Annotated in this window: 10 protein-coding genes; 1 reads left to right on the forward strand and 9 read right to left on the reverse strand. The window is 56.8% G+C overall.

The genetic code is table 11. The annotated features are described in order from the left end of the window. Positions 1-193 precede the first annotated feature (193 nt). From J2045_RS17000 to J2045_RS17035, 8 genes are all read right to left on the reverse strand, one after another. Positions 194-1,327, reverse strand: a complete 1,134-nt coding sequence (locus J2045_RS17000) for an alginate O-acetyltransferase AlgX-related protein (protein WP_307374897.1) — start codon at positions 1,325-1,327, stop codon at positions 194-196. Beyond that, a complete protein-coding gene (locus tag J2045_RS17005) occupies positions 1,324-4,332 on the reverse strand; it encodes a tetratricopeptide repeat protein (protein WP_307374899.1) in 3,009 nt (1,002 codons plus the stop codon). The genes J2045_RS17000 and J2045_RS17005 overlap by 4 nt, the downstream gene beginning before the upstream one ends. A gap of 4 nt (positions 4,333-4,336) precedes the next feature. Beyond that, positions 4,337-8,065, reverse strand: coding sequence for a right-handed parallel beta-helix repeat-containing protein (locus J2045_RS17010; RefSeq protein WP_307374901.1), 3,729 nt, complete (start codon positions 8,063-8,065; stop codon positions 4,337-4,339). A 33-nt stretch (positions 8,066-8,098) separates the two neighbouring features. Then, a complete protein-coding gene (locus tag J2045_RS17015) occupies positions 8,099-8,896 on the reverse strand; it encodes a hypothetical protein (RefSeq protein WP_307374903.1) in 798 nt (265 codons plus the stop codon). A 209-nt stretch (positions 8,897-9,105) separates the two neighbouring features. Beyond that, a complete protein-coding gene (locus tag J2045_RS17020) occupies positions 9,106-10,596 on the reverse strand; it encodes a mannose-1-phosphate guanylyltransferase (protein ID WP_166599846.1) in 1,491 nt (496 codons plus the stop codon). A 47-nt stretch (positions 10,597-10,643) separates the two neighbouring features. Beyond that, a complete protein-coding gene (locus J2045_RS17025; protein WP_307374906.1) occupies positions 10,644-11,687 on the reverse strand; it encodes a PilZ domain-containing protein in 1,044 nt (347 codons plus the stop codon). A 2-nt stretch (positions 11,688-11,689) separates the two neighbouring features. Continuing rightward, entirely contained in the window at positions 11,690-13,219 is a 1,530-nt protein-coding gene (locus J2045_RS17030; RefSeq protein ID WP_307374908.1) for a glycosyltransferase, read from the reverse strand. A 6-nt stretch (positions 13,220-13,225) separates the two neighbouring features. After that, entirely contained in the window at positions 13,226-14,542 is a 1,317-nt protein-coding gene (locus tag J2045_RS17035) for a nucleotide sugar dehydrogenase (RefSeq protein ID WP_307374910.1), read from the reverse strand. Between the two features lie 778 nt (positions 14,543-15,320). Between J2045_RS17035 and J2045_RS17040 the strand changes: the two genes are divergently transcribed. Then, a complete protein-coding gene (locus tag J2045_RS17040) occupies positions 15,321-16,514 on the forward strand; it encodes an alginate lyase family protein (protein WP_307374912.1) in 1,194 nt (397 codons plus the stop codon). A gap of 356 nt (positions 16,515-16,870) precedes the next feature. Here J2045_RS17040 and J2045_RS17045 read toward each other — a convergent pair whose 3' ends face one another. After that, positions 16,871-17,896, reverse strand: a complete 1,026-nt coding sequence (locus J2045_RS17045) for a LacI family DNA-binding transcriptional regulator (protein WP_370873155.1) — start codon at positions 17,894-17,896, stop codon at positions 16,871-16,873. Between the last annotated feature and the right edge of the window lie 90 nt (positions 17,897-17,986).

The raw sequence follows: 17,986 nt of genomic DNA on the forward strand, positions 1-17,986 counted from the left end.
CGGTAACCTTGAGAGGGCTTTCAATCCTCCCGCCAGGTAGAGCTTGGTAGAGCTTCATAAGACCTGTTACACGAGGGGGATTTCTATAATTCACGTTCTCGACAACCTGACCTGGGTACTCATATGAAAAATTGAATTCAGTGAGCGCCCTGTTGGAAAAGTTGAACTCCATGTAATAACCACCCGGATCTCCCTACAGGTCAGGAAAGTCAAAATCTATCTGACTGGAACTCTCGAATTTCTGGCTCGCGATCAAATATTCATTTTCACAAGAGCCTACTATCGCCGGAACAATAGTACGGTTCATTTCGGGAGCCAATTTTATCAGGTCCGCCAGATTCGGAAGTTCCCAAACCACAAATCTGGGCTTTCGTCCCAACCCTTCTGACTTTTGCGCCCAGGCGTAAATCGACTGATCAACTCCGCCACCTGCGATGGAGAACCCGTCAACAACCCTCCTCAAACGCGCCCTGAGAAAATCGTTGAAAGCAAACGGCTTGGCTTCATCCGTAAAAGAACTTCCTACCACATGAAGGAATGCGGTGTCGGTGACTGGCTCTTCCGTGAGAAGGTCGTCAAGCGAACTCACAACTTGCTTGGTTTCGTAAAGTTCGATTGGCTCGGAAGGAACTGGCGATTGGCACAGTTCGTTGAGAACCAAGTTCAAGCTTGAAACGAGGCGACCTTCGACCGGCCCACTTGTAGTATACTCGACATTCCCCATCGCATCGGAAACGCGACTCTCGATGCGCTCGGCCACCTTATTGGCCGCGAAACGCGCTCCAGCGGGCTGCCAATGGAGGTCACGCTTGAAATAGTAACTGTTCCTATCAAATGAGGGATCTTCGCGAAGAGCTTCTTCGAGATTTACTACATCCAACCCAACATCATTTAGTACACTCGTCATCCTGCGATAGTCTTCGCGCGCAAGCCGAACATCGAAAATCATGTCGGCGAGCACGCCATCCTTTGGCAAGAAATCGTACGCTGCCATACCCTTCGGCAGCATTGGCAGCAATATAAGGTGAGTACCCTTCGACGCTAGAGCTCTGTTAACATTTGCAAACATGGAAACAACGGAATCAGGCATTTCGAACATACTCTTAAGTTCGTACCTTCGAAAAAACCAACCGTCATAGCCCTGATAGACTTGCGATCCAAATGAGGACAATACAGACTTCTGCTCTATTTCCTCACATTTATACTTATACTCCTGAGACAGCGCGTCTCCCGCCATCAAGCCAAATATAGAAACAATCGATACAGCAAGGCTTAAATTATGCGCCCTTGCCGCACAAATTCTGAAGCGCTCTAACAATATACTCATTTAGAAACACCCCCTCTATATTCTCGGATATAAATGTTTTCGAGACGCCTGGCGAATTGACTCCCCAAAGTTTCGGCGCGATCAAGAAGACTGAAGATTTCCTTCTTGTTTCCTTCTCGGTCCCGATCCCGAAGAAGGACGACTTTCCTGATAATCATTTCCGGAACATTCGCTTCAACAAGCTTATCGAGCCAAACCTCGGCATCGTCGTTCTTGCTCGTGGGATTCTTCACGAAGTAGTAGAAATACAGCTGCGTCATGGCATCTACACTTCCAAGGTCGGCCGCTTTTTCAAGCCAGGCAATACCCTCGGCTTCATCGAGCCCGACGCCGGCACCGGCAAGATAGTTTCGCCCGACCTCAACCATTGCGCTGCTAGATCCACCTGCCGCCGCCTTAATGTAGTAAGCGAAAGCGCGGGTCTCATGGACCTTTGAACTCGGTGCCTTCGAGTAATTTCTCGCAAGTGCCAGAGCGCTACTGTTCGAGCCAACGAAGGCTAGAGCGCGGTAGAGATCCTCGGCTCTGTCGCGATCCATGCCAACACTACGTCCATTGTGGAAATCTGACGCGATTGCATTCAATGCCTCCAGATTGCCCAGTTCGGCCGCCTCCTTGACCAATTGCCGTGCCCGATCGAGATCTCGGCTTCTTCCGACGCCTTGGGCGTAAACCTCAGCAAGAAACATTCGAAGGCTTCCGTTGTTCGGAACAGCAGGAAGAACTTCCTCCACTTTGTCGACGAGATAGCGGTACTTTTCCGGGCCAACGGCCGCCTCGTTCACATTTGTCGCAATCCGTGCAAGAGGTTCACTGACACCGCGGGCCGCGTAATAAACAGACCAGTCGACGACTCTGTTAAAGCTGAGCGACCGGCTCGACGGCCATGTCTGGCGCAGTCTGAACGCGACGTTTATCGCCAACATGTCGTTCTTGTCGGCAATTTTCGCCAGGCGCTCAAGAACCGGTTCCATGAACTCTGTGCTCAGTCTGTCTTGCCTTGCGAGTTGCTGAATAAACTCTATCAGCTGCCCATCTTGGCCGGTGAATGCGAGGATCACATCTTTCATCTTCCCGGCTGCGATCTCTGGGGCTAGCTTGCCACTCGACAACATGACTTGAGCCAGAAGAAATTGGCCGATCGGAAGTTCTTGAACGTCCGGATCACTCAACAAATATTCAGCCTGATCGAACTGCTTGAGCGCAAAATCCACCTCCGCCAGCTGCACCTTACTTTCAGGTGACAAGGTACGCGGATCGAATTTTTTGAAGACGTCCGAAAGTCGCCGAAGGCTATCGGTCGAGCCACTGGCGAGCGCGATGTCTGCCGCATTCGGACCAGCTGGAAAATAGCCTTCCGACAAGGCTTCCAGGAGAAGATTCAAGCCTCCCTCGACGTCTGTTTCGATTTCGGGCCCGCCCTTGGCAAGAAGAAGGCCAAGTTCACGCATGGCCCACAGATTGCGCTCTCCGGCAAGAGCGCGAAGCTCGGCATGATAAGCCGCATAGGCCCGCGTCACCTCCAGGTCCTGCCGGACCAACTTGGCCAATTGCTCGCGCAGCTTCAGCTGCATCCCGGGCATATCGGCATATTGTTGCCTGAGGTCTTCGTAGATCGTGCGCGCCATGGTGGGATCGGCTGCGACCAGGCGGCCTTCGCGGTAGATATCCCCCAGCATCATGCCGGCGGAAAGATCTCCGTTCGTGTAGGCGCTCGACAGTTCGGCGACCAGTTGGTCGGGCGGGACCGGCATGTCTGCCGCGGTGGCGTAGAAGCCGCCCTTCTCCGCGCTGACGATGACGCGGGCCAACCGCCCCACCACCGATAGATCTCCCGCCTTCCAAGCGCCCATGTAGATTGGCAGGACATATTTCGCCACAAGGCTGTCGGACAGGTTCATGCGCGCGAAGCGATCCGCGATCACGAGACTTTCCTGCCTGGCGGCATCAGCCCCGGCCAGCATTTTCTCCATCGCTGACACGGCACGATCTATGTCCTTGTCAACATAAATGCCCTGATAATAGAGCTTGGCCGTCACATAGTTGGCACGATAGCTGCCGGCGCCGTTGAGCGCTTCGATGGCCCATTTGGCATCAGCCTCATCAAAGCCGAAGACATTCTCGTCGACCAAGTCGAGCGCGATCAGTTCGGCGGCACGGGTCGAGCCACCATTCACAAGCTGCCAGACGATCTCGCGTGTCTGTTCCTGGCCGAGAACGGCGAGAAGCGCTTCACGGTTCTTTTCAATCACGCCGACCAAGCTGTCGCTGCCATCACCTGCGGCGAGGACCAGCAGTGACTTCAGCACCTCGGGATGCTCTTGCGCATCGAACGAACCGGCATAACGACCGGCCAGCCTACCGACGGCGCCGTCGCCTTCGAGGGCCGACAGATTGGCCATCAGCAACATCTGGCTTCGCAGCGTGTCAACCTCGGTGGGGTTTTCGCGCGCCTGCAGCAACAGAAGATCGAAGGCTGCATCAAGCGAGCCATTTGCCATTCTGTTGCGAAGATCCTCTTCAATGTTGACTGGCGTGTCCGCGGCCGGCGCCGCCTGAACGGAGGCTCCTGCAAGCGGTCGTGCAATGGAGGCACGCAAAGCGGTGGCTTCCTGCTCGTTCTCCACGCCACCCTTGCGCTGCAGAAGATCGGCGAGTTCGCCTATGGCTTTCACTCGGACTTCAGCATCGCTCGTCGAAACAAGGCCGCGATAGACTTCGATCGCCCCATTCATGTCGGGGGCACGCAACGGATTGCTGTCGCTGACAATTCTGCCCCGCGCCAACAGGCGAGCATAGGTCAACCGCACGGTGGCGTTCGTGGATACCTTGAATTCCTCCACGTCCCGTTGCTCTGTCTGATAGGCCTTCTTGGTCAAGGCCACGATCTGCGCAGGTCTATCCGAAGCCTGCGCCTCGGCGAATGGCGTCAGCGCAGCGACACTTGACGAGAGGGCCATGGCCAGCGCCATTGAGATATGTTTGCGACGAAGCTCGATGATCATTGGATCACTCTCCTTCCGGTGCATTAAAGGCGGCCGACTGCGGAGACCCCGCCGTGTTCACGCACAGGTCGATGGAGCCTTGAGCTGCACCGAACTCCGGCTGCATGGATTGCGCGCTGATGACGCCATCCCTTGCCAGACTGCATTCCTTGTCCATGGGGATGCGCGGCATGCAGATGGACCGCACGACTACGCCCGACCGCATGTTTTCCGCCACGATATCAAGAGCCAGCGGCTTGAGGTCGCCGCCGACATAACGCGGCAATTGGTCGATGAAGCGGTTTCCGAGGAACCGGGCTTCGGACGCACCGCGCGCAATCATGCCGACACGATTGCTGCTGATGACATTGTCGCGCGCAGTAACCGTCGCGATCGCCGAGTACGCATCCTTCTTGAAATCACGAAATTCGCTCTGCGCCGCCAGTTCGAGGTTGTCGATGTAGACTTCGATACCCGCCGACTTGTTGAGCATGATCTGGTTGCTCTCGACGTGAACATCCCAGGAATTCCGGATCTTCACCCCCGAGCGTCCATTGGCATAAAACATGTTGTTTTCAACAAGGACGCAAGGGCTCTCCAGGGCCGAAAAGCCATCGCCGTCGTTGCGGCTCGCATCATTGGCGTAGACAACAGTTCCATAGCTCCGACGGTCGAGCATGATACCGGTGCCGCGGTTATCGAAAGAAAGATTGCCGACGATAAAGCTGTCATCGACCTCGCGCGAAATAATGATCCCGTGCTTTTTCTGCGTCCCATAGGCCGTGTTGTAGGCCATCATGAGATTCTGTGAAAAGTCATGAGGGTCGAGGCCGTAAATGACACCGTCGACCAGTTCATTGCCGACAAACACGATATCCTCGGCCTCGTGTACATAGAAGCCATAGTAGAGATTGTCGAAAGAGTTATTGATGAAATAGCCGGTCGGGGGGGGGCTGGACTCAACCTGGCGTGACACGGCGTCGGTTGGGCCCGATGAGAGCGACATGCCATAGGTTCTTCCGCCGGAATAACCTAGTGCCACGAAGCTGGAGTCCACCGCATAGGTTTCACTGCCGCTCCAACTCAAGATAAACGGCCGGAAGAAAACGCCATTTTCATAACCTTGCACGTAACTCGGCTGGCCTGTCTCCGTATCGAAGGAGGATACCGTGACATTGTCGAAATATATCTTGCCGCTATTGACCAGGAAGGCGCCGGTCTTTGTGTTGAGCCGCAGCGACCGGATTTCCTGACCGCTGACGATCAGGCTTGCACCGTCGTTGACCGCAAGCGGCACGTTGAAGGTCACGTGGCCGTCTTCCACAGTAATCGCATCAGGAGCTGTGGCCCGGACCTGCCCGATGAGTTCACTCATCGTCATCACGCCACGGGTGACGAAGATGATCCGGGGAAAGGTCGTGTCGGAATTAAGGTAGAGATACTCGCGTACGCCGAGATTGATGATGCCCTCGAAATGCTCGGACGAAAAGCGGATCAGGCGCGTGGCAGGTGTTTCGCCGCGCTTGGAGATATCTGCCAGCGCCGCGTTGCTGTCTCTCGGCATGGGAACTGGGATTTTTGACGCTACCGCGTCGCGGCCAAGCAATAGGTTCGGCATGAACGGGCGTCTGGATGCCGGCACGGCATCCTTGTCTGCTGCGGCGGCGGCGGAAATCCGACCGTCGCTAATCCCCGCAAGACTGACGCCCAATGGCGAAGAGGCAGTGGGTGTCGGATGGCTGGCGCTGTTCAACCAGCCTTTGTTGTCCAGCACGCTGGCGCGAGCCTCGGCAAGGCGTCGGAATTCGCGGACCCTGTCGCGGACGTTTTCAACCTTCTTAATATGGTCCGTCGCCGGCTCGATATCTGTAAACACCGCCGCCGACACCGTTGCGAGCGAAGCCTGCTCGCCGGCAACCTTTGTGAGCGCGGAAATAGACTGCCCTGTCGCGGCCAGGTAGCGCGCATAACGCTGCAAAGCCTCCGCGCTCAGCTCGCCCGGCTCCGCCGCTTGGCCGATTGAGGCCGCCAGCAGCGCCTTGGCCTCGCCAGTCGTCGAAGGCAGTAGTTTGCCGACCTCAAGCGCAAAAGTGACGCCAGCCCCCTCCCCGGCCTCGAAGCCCATGAAGCCGGTCACACCGATCGCGACGGCCTGCTTCAACTCGCTACCGACCTCACTTGCCATGAAATCGACCAACTGCGAACGGCGTTCGCCATACTGCCACAGGCGTCCAGCCACGGCGGACAAAAGCGACAGGTCATCTTCAGGCGATGGCGCAAGCGCCGCTATCGAGGCCGGCGCCGGCAGGTCGCCATTGGCAAGGCTTGCCGCCGTCATAAGAGCCTGGTTGACACCTTTTCCCACAGAGATCCGTGCTGAGCCGATCGCCTGATCGACGGGCATGGTGAAGATTGTGCGAATGCCGGCTCGCAACGCGATTCGTTCCAGATCCGCTGAAAGGTTGGGGAATGCCGGCGCAAGGGACAGGACAAAATCGGGATCGGCGGTGGTTTCGACATCGAGCAGCAGCGCAGTTGACTGCTCCGCGCTCAACACCAATCGACCAGCCTCCGTTTGCTCGGCGATCTGCCGCGCAAGGCTTCGGACATAATTGGCATAACCATCGGCGGCGAAGCTCTGAAGCAGCGCGAAATAAGCCTCCGGCGCTTGTTCTGGTGCCATATCGAGATTGAGCGCGCGGTCATATCCGACCATCGCCCTGTTCTGGCTAACATCGGCCAGCACTGCGTCCGACACGATCCGGTTGCGGGTCGTCTCATCCTTTTCCGCTAGCGACAAAATCTCAAACGCCGGCGTTTCAAGGCTGTCGCGCGCCTGCTCGCGCAATGGGGCGATATCGGCAGCGCTCTTCAATCCCTGAACTGATTCCGCCGCTTTCAACCAGGCAGCCAGCAACAGGTTGCTGTTCGAGGCGTCGGCGCTCAGCCTAGCAATAACGTTAATATCGACCTGCTGGAAAGCAACCTGCGCGAGGTTGACCTTCTCGGCCCGCGGAGCCATCCGCAGGAGGTCGGTCAGGACACGAAAGGCAGCGGGATCGGCCATGCCGCTGGCCCGAGCACTGGCCAGGGTAATCAGTTCGAGCCGCTCCTGCGCGGTCGGCAACCTATCAAAATAATAGGTCAGGAAATTGGAATATATATCAAGCGCCATATCCGGCCGGTTCGACCTGCCCAGGCCGTCGGCGATCGCGACGGCCAGGCGCGTGACGTCGATGCCGGACATATAGTCGAGTACCAGCGTGTAGCGCACTTTAAGGGAATCGGCATCGTCGAGAGTCTGAGTGCCCTCCAGCTTCGCAACCAGACTCTCCAGCGCCCTGATACCGGCCACGCGACCCGAAAGTCCATTCGCCTTCATCTCGCCCAGCACCGTAGACGCAACCATCACGAGCGGACTGCGGACATCAACGCCGGCGATCTTCGTCGCCTGCTCGAAACTTTCGATACGCGCCACTTCCCGGAAAATCTCGAAATAGGCATCGAAGCTACCGGCACTCGGCTCGGCTTCAAGCGCTTTCCATCGCGTGACGGCCAGCTCGGCCGAAAATCGTAGGCTTTCTTCCGACATGACACGCTCGATGGGAGCCAGCTCGCCGCCAAGCGGCACCTGCTCCTCGGCCGTCAACTCCTGGGCCAGCGCAAAATTCGGGCGAAGCTGAGCCGGCAAGGCCATAAGAACAAGGGTCAGCAACGCCGGACCAAACATCCGCCGCGCCTTGCCGTTCGTCATTTTCGTCCGAGTAGGGTTCATGCCATTCGATCCTTAATACACCAATGAGGTCAGGGTGCTCAGCCACTGTCGCGGCAGCAGCGCCAAACCCCGAACGGGCCGACCGAATTTGACAACCACCGGCTCGTCCATGGGAACATCCACACCCTCGGGAAGCCGCAGCCTGATTTCGGCAAGCGGCTTGCCATCGTCATCCGTCATGACCCGAATGCTGTTCACGTAGTTCCGCCCCTCGACAGGAACGGAGAAGCTTGTTCCAGACTTGGGAAACTCAACCCGCGCTTCCGCCGCATTCAAGGCGGCAACGGCGTCGGAGAGCCGCACGAAGGCCGCCACATGTGGAACGGCCTTCCCATCAGACAGGCGCAGCACCGGCGTACCCTTACGGACATAGTCATTCGCGAACACCGCCTGGGCGCTTACGTCCCCGCCGGTATCCGCCTCGAGGAACTTGGAATAGTCCTGCGACGTTCGCAGGGCAGCGAAGAACTCACCCTTCTCAATCAGGCCACCCTGCTTGACGAACACCACTTGGCCAGCCGTGTTGGAACCGAGTTCTGCGCCAGGCATTGCGATATAGGCAACTCTCGACGTCGCGCTCATGCCACGTTGCGCAAGGATTTCAGAAATCGTGACGATCAAACCAAGCGACAGAAGGCCAAGGCCGACCAGCCCCGCCACTTGTCGCCGCCTAGCCCCCTTGAGGGCCCTGTCGACCCTTGGAAGATCGGTGAACTGACCGACGAAAGATGACGCGCGACCGGCATACCAGTTCAACACACTGACAAGCCTCCGGCGCTCCTCTTCCGGGCCGGAGAGAACGAGCTTCACCTCATCGGCCTCCCTTTCGGCCCGAACCTGGAGCTCCCCAATCCAGGTCCTGCCTTCCCTGGACAGCGAAAAACGCACTGGGCCGCTATAGCCCAATAAGTCGTCGCGGTAAGGCACACGGATTCCACTGGAATTCAGTCCCGTGACCGGGACCGCCCGGCCCGAAACCTCCACAGTGAAATCCGAAGACTGGTTCATATTCTCACTTGTCACAACACGCGTACCCTGGGGGCCTCAACCTCTACCACCTGCGGGAACCAGTCATCGATACGCCAGTTCAGGTCCGTGTCCTTGCGGACATAAGTAAACTCCGACATGCCCGAAGCACTTCGAATGGTTACGACCTGCCCCTTGATGAAGGTCACCGGGCTACCGGAAATGAACGGAATGAAGTGACCATCGACCCCGTATTCGGCGCGCTTGTCGCCGTGCAGGAACCATGTCTCGCTTTCAGCGCCGGACACGCGATACGTAACCGATCCCTTACCTTGAAAGGTCACGGCGCAGACCTGGCTGTCATCATAGATGCGGTCAATCTTCACATTTCCCCAGCTTTTCAGCGCGCTACGGGTAAAGCTTACCTCCGGGGCATTCATCTTTTTCAATGAATTGACGATATCCTTGACACGCTGAGCCTCGGATTTGGGCAGCACGACGACGGCATCCTCGCTGTCGATGACCATGATGTCCTCGATATGGCTCAACACCACTCGACGGCCGGCCTCAGCATGGACCAGGCAATTGCGCGACTGCGATACATAACCGTCGCCCCGCAGGACATTGCCGTTTTCATCCTTGTCGCTGATATCCCAGAGGGCCGAGAGCGACCCGATATCGGCCCAGCCGATGTCGTCGCACGGAACGACCGCGACATCGGAGCTCTTTTCCAGAACCGCCGTATCGATCGGGATATCGAGCGGGCAACGGGCGAAATCCTCTTCGTTAGGCATCAACAGGAGATGGCTGCCAAGGTCCCGCGTCACGCCGTTCTCGATCGAAGCGGCGACCGCTTCATAGACGTCGGGAGCGTGCCTCTTCAGTTCGCCGACGAGCGTCGAGGCCTTGAACAGAAATATCCCGGCATTCCAGAGATAGCCCAGCTCAACGAATTCCTGGGCCCGCACCACGTTCGGCTTTTCAAGGAAGCCGCCGGGTTGGTCGACAAGCGAGCCAATCACCTGGCCGTCCACGAGGAACGGCGTTCCCGGGCGGATATAACCGAAACCAGTCTCCGGCGCCGTCGGCACGATACCGAATGTGACGATCTTGCTGGACTGTGCGAGCGGGATCGCCTTGTGCACCGCCTCAAGGAAGATCTCTGGGTTTTCAATCACGTGGTCGGCCGGCATTGCCAGCACGAGGGCGTCCGGATCCGACTGGTTGATCGCCTCGGCGACAGCGGCAAGCGCCGCCGCGGTACCGCGCTGCATCGGTTCGAGAACGATGCAAGCGAAATTCGCATCCACATGGCGCGCCTGGGCGTTGACCATGTCAACGAAGGCGCGGCAGGTGAGCAGCCAAGGCTCGGAAAACAGTGCGCTGTCGACGCGGGCAAGCGTGTTCTGGAACAGGCTGCTCTCATTGACCAACTGTAGGAACTGTTTGGGCATATTGCTGCGGGATAGCGGCCAAAGGCGCGTACCGCTTCCACCAATCATGATGGCCGGGATTACCGTTACGGACTTCGTCAATGTGCTCATTGCTTGCCTCCGGACTCGTCGGTGATGACTGGGTGTAGATCTTCAGTTCAATTCCAGGGTGCAGTATCGAAGGTCGCAAGCACGGGCTGCCCGACCAATGAAGGATCGAGTTCGCGGCCCGGCTGCACCCTTATTTCAAGCTGCGTCGCGGTGTATTCGGTTATCTTGGGGATCGACAGTACGCCGACATCACTCGCTGTTTGACCATCGAGATAGGTCAGCGAAATGCTCGGCTGTTCAGCAAGATTGGCAAGTCTCCGGAACGGAAGCCTTACCGATACGTAGAGTGTGGCATCCTTGTCGACGAGGGTAATCAGACGTCCACCAGCGCGACCATAGGTCGTAGAGGGATGGTCAACCGAGACGACATAGCAGTCGCAGGGCGAAAGCACATCGACAGTCGCCTGCCCTGCGGAGGCCGGCGGCGCCAATGTAATGGTGGCAAGACGCTCGCCCTGCTTGACACTCTCACCCAAGGCAGCAAATTCCACCACACCATCCCGCGGCTGGTAGACGGTGGTCGTCTCGGCGGCGACATTGGCGGCCACGGCCTCGAAGGTGAACAGCCGCTTGTAGACGATGCTTGAGAGAAAGGCGAAAGCGGCTAATCCAACCACGAGGAATACCGCAAGCCCCAGGATCCGGCCGGCGAGGCCCTCTCCCGTCGACTGAGCAGTCGTCCCGACCACTGCAGCCTTGGTGTCTTCTTTGTCTGCCATATCATTTCCCAACACGAAGATACTTGAATCGCTGTCAACAAGGCGGCCGGCCAGATATAGGTCGGCGAATTCCGCCAGGGGCGCCGTCTTTTCAGCCGGATCGAGGATTTGCAGTCCCGCCCGCCGTTCGGCTGGGTTCACCCAGACGACGGAGGTGTTGAGCGGGAGCTGCAGCGTCGACCCCTCGGTCTCGATCAGCAGTTGAACAACGAGGTGATCCCCTGGCTTGCGCGAAAGCTCGACATCTACAAGCCCCAGCCCGGCGACCGACCAGTCACAAACCATGACGCGCTGACCGTCGATGATCGCGGCAAGCGGTATCTTGTACCGGGGAAACTCGCGCTCGCGGCGCTTGGGAGCTGCTGTTGCCATTTTCAGAACATCCGATTTGTCATTTTCGGCAGGTTCTCCGACATATCTTCGGGGAAGTAGCTGCCCAGATTGGCGAGAACCACGAGAATGGATACGAAGACGAGAACCGCAACCGTGTTGACCAGCCGCGAGGACCACAGCTTGAAGGCGGCGTCAAAGCGCGAATCCGTTCTCTTGAAGGCCGTCTTCTGGCGGGTCCATTTCTGCCGATCAAGCCGGAAGAAGATCATAACCTTCACCGCTGATCCGAAGATCTGGTTGAAGTAGAGCAACGGGATGTAGACAAGGTTGATTGACGGCCGAACGGTCAGGAATGTCAGTGCCAAAATGTAGCGGGAGACGATCACCCAAAGGAGGTAGAAAGCCGCAGTCCAAGGTGTGACCATCGCCGTTCCGAGAATGGCCAGGGTGATGCCTGAAAGGCTGGTCCACATCGACATCCGCTGATCGAGCACGGACCACCAGGTAAAGGCGCCAATCTTGATCGGCCCGAGCCTGAGTGCCCGGCTGTTGGTGCGCAGCATATTGCCAAACCAACGAGTCATCAGGACATAGGCAGACGCGATGAAGCCCGGCAAAGGCGGCTGCTCGATGGTTTCAACCTGAACATCCGGCACATAGTGCATGTTGTAGCCGTTCTTCAGCAACCAGAACCAGCTCGACTTGTCGTCTCCCGTCAGCATCCGGATGCGACCGAGACGCCAGTGGTCGATGTAATCGTTCTGCACGTGGTCAATGAAATCGGGATCGCATGCGAGCCGCGCACGGAACATCGACATTCGTCCCGTCAGCGTTAACACACGCCCCGCCAGACCGTGCGAAGACATGAGAATCTGGCGCTGGGCAAACCGCATCGAATACCACTGCTTGAAGATCTCGGCGCCTTCGACCGTGCAAACCTCGTCGGTGGTCAGCGCACCAAGGTTCGGGTTAGTCAGGAACATGCAGGCGCAACGTTCAACGAGATCCGGAGGAACGATGCTGTCGCCATCGATGACGGAAACCGTGTCGTCACCCGCAGGCTTATAGGCGGCAACCGCCCGGAAACCAGCAGCCAGCGCATCCCGCTTGCCCGTACCGGCAATGCGAACGATCTCAAGGCGGAACGGGAGATCCTTCCCATACATCACTTCGGCAAGTCGACGGATCAGACGCTCGTCACCGAGCTCGACGATCGAGCAGACGATTGTGGCGCCTCCGGGTGCCTTTTCAGCCGCTATGAAGGCGCCGCGATAGACCTTGTAAGTCGTCGGTGCATCAATCCTGAAGCTCGTGATCAGGAAAAACGCGTGTCCGAGACCTTTGGTCCGGGCTAAAGATTCCGCCTCCCGGCGCATGGCCGGGAAACGGACAAGTCGAAACCATACGCTTCGAAGCAGGTGTAGGAGTCCCCAAGACCAGCGCCACAACCCGATAACGCCGACCACCAGGACAGCGTCGCGGGCCTTCTCGTCGAAAGCCTGCTGCGGCAAGAGAGCCGCGAACAGCGCGATCAACAGTACAAAGACGATGTGCTTGAGGACCTCTGTCATCGGCTTTTACCAGACGAGCCCTTCGTAGTGCACGCCAGACGGCATGGCCACGGGAATGCGGACCAGATCGATCACCTTTACGCCCTCACGGGCCTTGGCGAGTGCGTCCTTGGTGCCCTGTCCGTTGATACCGACGATGATGGCCTCACTCTCAGACACCACCTCGTCCGGCGTTGAGCGCAGGAAGCCTGCCAAGTGCTCAATATAGTTGCGGCCGCCATGATTGCTGGCCGAAACCTGCGAGTCATAGATCGAGAGTTCGAATCCCTTCCCGATAAGCCGCTCTGCCAGCATAACCAGCGGGCTTTCACGAAGGTCGTCCGTGTCAGACTTGAAGGTAAGCCCGAGCAGACCGACCTTTTTGGCGCCAGAGCGATTGACGAGACGGAAGGCGCGATCGAGCTGGTACTGGTTGGCCTCGACCGTTGCATCGAGAACCGGTGTGGAGACGTTCTGCATCTTGCCGAAGTGGCGCAAGGCGCGCAGGTCCTTCGGCAAGCACGAACCACCGTAAGCGAAGCCCGGCTTCATGTAGGCGCGGGAAATGTTGAGCCGCGTGTCAGCGCAAACCACATCCATAACGATATGGCTGTCGATGCCCACTGACTTGCAAAGATTGCCGATTTCGTTCGCGAACGAGATCTTCACGGCATGCCAGCAATTGTTGGTGTATTTCACGATCTCAGCGCTGCGGATCGGGATGACATGCGGCTTCACCGAGACCGATGCGCACAGGTCATGCAATGCCTGGATCGTGCGCTCGTCGCCCTCGTACTGGCCAAACACGATAGCTCCTGGGCTGTAGTAGTCGGCAATCGCCGTGCCTTCGCGCAGGAATTCGGGATAGTAGGCGAGACCGAAATCCACGCCGACCCTTTTTCCCGAGGCCTCTTCAAGGGCCGGAATGACAACGGACTCGACCGTGCCCGGCAGAATGGTCGATCGCATCACGACCATATGGAAATCAGACTTTTCACGCAGCGCGATACCGATCTGCTCCGAAACCAGCTTTACGTAGCTTGTGTCGAGCGACCCATCTTCGCGGCTCGGCGTACCCGGGCAGCAGAATGAAATATCGGTATCAGCGATGGCGGACATGTAGTCGCTGGTGGCTGACAGCAGTCCGTTCTCGACGGCGACCTCAATCAGGTCAGACAAACCTGGTTCATAAATCGGAGATCGCCCAGCGGAGAGGCACTCCACCTTGAACTGATCGGGGTCCACAGCAACGACCTTGAACCCGTCCTTGGCCAGGCAGCCGGCAGAGACTGCACCGACGTAGCCTGCGCCAAATATACTTACTCGCCAATCTTTTTTGCTCACGGCAGTTCCTTTCTAACACCTGAAACAAGCATCAGGTTTTGGAGGAAATCCAATCCTCAGCCACAACCAGAGAGAGTGATAACATTCTTTCCAGACGAAACCAGCACCTGTCCTTCTTTTTGCAATACAGCATTTAAATATGACGTCAATGCTGCAGCACCGACCCGCGGCCCCAACTTTGAAAGGGTCAAATTTCACCGATGTCTGTTAATTAAGCGATAGTGTCAGACGTCACAGATTCAGCGAGAAACTATGTCGAAACAAATAGAAAGTTCGTGTCCTTTCAGCGATATACGTCACTTTTGTGACAGGAAATGCTTAAAAAGATGGCATGAAATTGCCGAAATTTGAGCAAAACGGCTTTACTTTTTTTTGTGAAAAACTCCCACTCATGGCCGAAGAAGATCTCCGGTCGGGTTATACCGGCAAACGAGACAGTGCTGCTATGCAGCATAAATCGACCAGTTTTAAGCACCTGAGCTAACTCACCCATAGATAGTAAATTCCGTCATCATTGAAACGACGGAGAGAGCAATGCGCCCATCCGACATCGGAGAAGCCTGGATCGCGAACCGTCTGGATTTAGCCACGACGCGATGATGTCGCTGAAATATGTTCACCTTATCGAATAAGTTAACTTATCATATAAAATTTTATCAAATGGATAAGTGAAATACAAAATTATGGAAATGATCAATATGTTTAGAATTTTACAGATTATCCCAAAATAATATTGGCACCTTGCGGATAGTGTCCCTCGCAATAGTGAGGACACAAAATGCAGATCACGCCATTCTATACCCTTGCAACACTGGTGGCCGCCACGCTCGTTCCTTGCGTTGGTCAATCGCAGTCGCTCGTAGATCAGTCCGAGCCCGTCACCATCCAGGTGGCACCATCGGCGGGAGGCATCTTCGGTCTGATGCCCTCCGCAGTGAGGGAATTCTTTGGCATGGCCCAGGACGCCGTTCCGGAAACGTCGACAGAACATGGTCTAGCCGGAGCAGCAGCAAACGCCGGACGAGACTATACAATTCAGACAGCAAGTATCGCGTCGACGACGAGTGTGATGACATCAACGGTAGCGCTTCCCGGCATAAGCTCGGTGGAAAAGCCGCCGGTGTGCCTCAACATCGAAGCTCCGCCCAAGTCCCTTGCGACCAAATCAAAGTACAATCAGGCTGACAGCTCCAAGTCGACGATAGACGAAGATGCCCTCGCTGCGCGTGACAAGACGGTCCAACCTATCCGCAATGCCGTCCGGGCACTGACCACCCTCGCCTACGCTTCGTCGGAGGATATCGGCACGACAACTGCGCGCGCCGAATGCGTGCTGCACAATGCCGACCGATGGGCAAAGGCAAAGTCGCTCACCGAGATGAAGACGAGCGACGCATACCTGTCCAGGGATCGCTGGATAGCCGAAATTGCCCTTGCGGTCAGAATTGCTGGAACACATGTAGGCATCAGCTCAGAGAGGAAGGCCTTGTATGCTGACTGGTTCGGGGTTGTGGCCAAGGACACGATCGAGGCTTACAGCCTGCGCCTCGGCCCGAAATCGCGAACCAACAATCACCGCTATTGGGCGGGCCTTTCCGTCGCCGCAATCGGCTTCCTTCTGGACGACACCGAATTCAAGACATGGGGCAAGATGAGTTTCGAAATCGGCGCTTGCCAAGTTGACGGCTTCGGACTTCTGCCAATTGAACTTGCGCGCGGCGAAAAAGCACTCGACTACCATGTGTACGCTCTTCGACCTCTGGCCGCGATCATGAAGCTTGCCGAGGACGCTGGGGAGCCGGTGCAATCGAAATGCCTTGATGGCTTCCAGCGACTAGCCTCGCGCACACGTCAAGCATTGCAAGACCCGGCCGATTTCGAAAAGCTGGCGGGACTACGCCAAACGACAACAAATCAAGAGAACAGCTATTCCGCAGCCTTGAAACTGGAGGCGCTGCCTATTTATCAATAAGTTGGAATTAGGCACATTAAGGCATCTTCTAAACCGCATGCGCAGGTCGGGCGGAAGGCGAGCGAGCACAATGCTGAATGGCCTTCTTCCGGCTTGTCAGATAGAGTGGTCGGCACAACATATAGAAGCCATCCCAAGCAGCAGGTTCGCTCGACGCATCCAAAGCGAAAATTGCTTCTCCAGAATGCGATTTAGTTGCGATTGAGTTGATACTTGGTACGCAATCTTTCTCGCATTTCGTTGTTGTATATAACTGAAATCTCGATTAGTCGTGATCTGAGAGCCTGGACTTTCTTCAGCTTTTGCGGATCAGAGCAGAGGCAAAATGGTCGTTTCACGGCTACTAGCGGGGATGTTCACAGGCTCCGGCGAAACACGACCTGAGGCGTCACCAATACATGTCTGGCCTCCGTTCGGCCCTCGATGCGGGATAGCATCAGATCGCTGACGCATCTTCCAAGTTCGTCCGGCTTCTGGTTGATACTCGACAGGTTCACCAGTGGCAGCCCCGCAACCGCGCTGTCATCGTATCCTATGACGGCAAGCTGGCCCGGCACTTCAATGCCGTGCTCATGGCACGCAGATAAAAGCCGAAGCGCGTCCATATCCGACCAGGCGAAGACAGCCCGTGGCCTGTCCGGCATGGCCAGGAACTCCGCAAGTCCGCGTGTGCGTGACAGGCTTGGATTGGGGAGCCGCAAAATCCGCATCCAAGCCTCAAGTCCCAGCCGTTCCATGGCCGCACGGTAGCCAGCCTCACGGGCCACGGCGACCACTGAGCTTGGTTGGCCGGAGTGATCATAGCTCAACATGGCGATGTCCTGGTGCCCCTGCGCATGAAGGGCCTCGACCGCCAATTGTGCCCCGCAATAATCATCCGAATTGACCGTGTCGTAGAATGAACTGTTCGGTTCATGATGGGCGAGGGCTACGATTGGAATCTGCTTGGCATATTCCGCCATGACGTTGCCGGAGATCTGCGGGCCGATCAGGATCAGGCCGTCCATACGATTGTCGATCATCGTCTCGATCATCGACGTCTCGATCTTCGAAGCCGCCCTGCCGACGGCAACCATGGACTTGTAGCTTGCCTGCGCCAAGCCAGCATCCATCTCTTCGAGCAGAGTGGGAATAAAGGGATTGGTGAGTTCGACGACCAGAATACCGACAGTGAATGTCCGACCGCGCATGGCGCGGGCGGCGGTGGACGGGCGGTATTTCAGGGTTTCGATTGCATCCTCGACCTTGAGCCGTAAGGCGTCCGACACACCGTAGGCGTTGCGCAAGACCTTTGAGACCGCAGCGACAGAGACCCCCGCATGTTCGGCGACATGACGGATGGTCACTCGCTCCGGCCTAGATCCAAGCATCTGTTTTTCCATCGCTATTCCCGACAATCCATAGCATCTGCGCCCACCATAGTCAAAATTCACTTGCACGGCAAACAAAGTTGTAGAAGGATACACATAGAA

This window comes from Peteryoungia aggregata LMG 23059 (assembly GCF_030814435.1).
Classification (GTDB): Bacteria; Pseudomonadota; Alphaproteobacteria; order Rhizobiales; family Rhizobiaceae; genus Allorhizobium; species Allorhizobium aggregatum.

Bases quoted from the DNA above. Each gene is read 5' to 3' on its own strand.
- J2045_RS17000 (WP_307374897.1), bottom strand. From the start codon at position 1,327: ATGAGTATATTGTTAGAGCGCTTCAGAATTTGTGCGGCAAGGGCGCAT.
- J2045_RS17005 (WP_307374899.1), bottom strand. From the start codon at position 4,332: ATGATCATCGAGCTTCGTCGCAAACATATCTCAATGGCGCTGGCCATG.
- J2045_RS17010 (WP_307374901.1), bottom strand. From the start codon at position 8,065: ATGACGAACGGCAAGGCGCGGCGGATGTTTGGTCCGGCGTTGCTGACC.
- J2045_RS17020 (WP_166599846.1), bottom strand. From the start codon at position 10,596: ATGAGCACATTGACGAAGTCCGTAACGGTAATCCCGGCCATCATGATT.
- J2045_RS17025 (WP_307374906.1), bottom strand. From the start codon at position 11,687: ATGGCAACAGCAGCTCCCAAGCGCCGCGAGCGCGAGTTTCCCCGGTAC.
- J2045_RS17030 (WP_307374908.1), bottom strand. From the start codon at position 13,219: ATGACAGAGGTCCTCAAGCACATCGTCTTTGTACTGTTGATCGCGCTG.
- J2045_RS17040 (WP_307374912.1), top strand. From the start codon at position 15,321: ATGCAGATCACGCCATTCTATACCCTTGCAACACTGGTGGCCGCCACG.
- J2045_RS17045 (WP_370873155.1), bottom strand. From the start codon at position 17,896: ATGGAAAAACAGATGCTTGGATCTAGGCCGGAGCGAGTGACCATCCGT.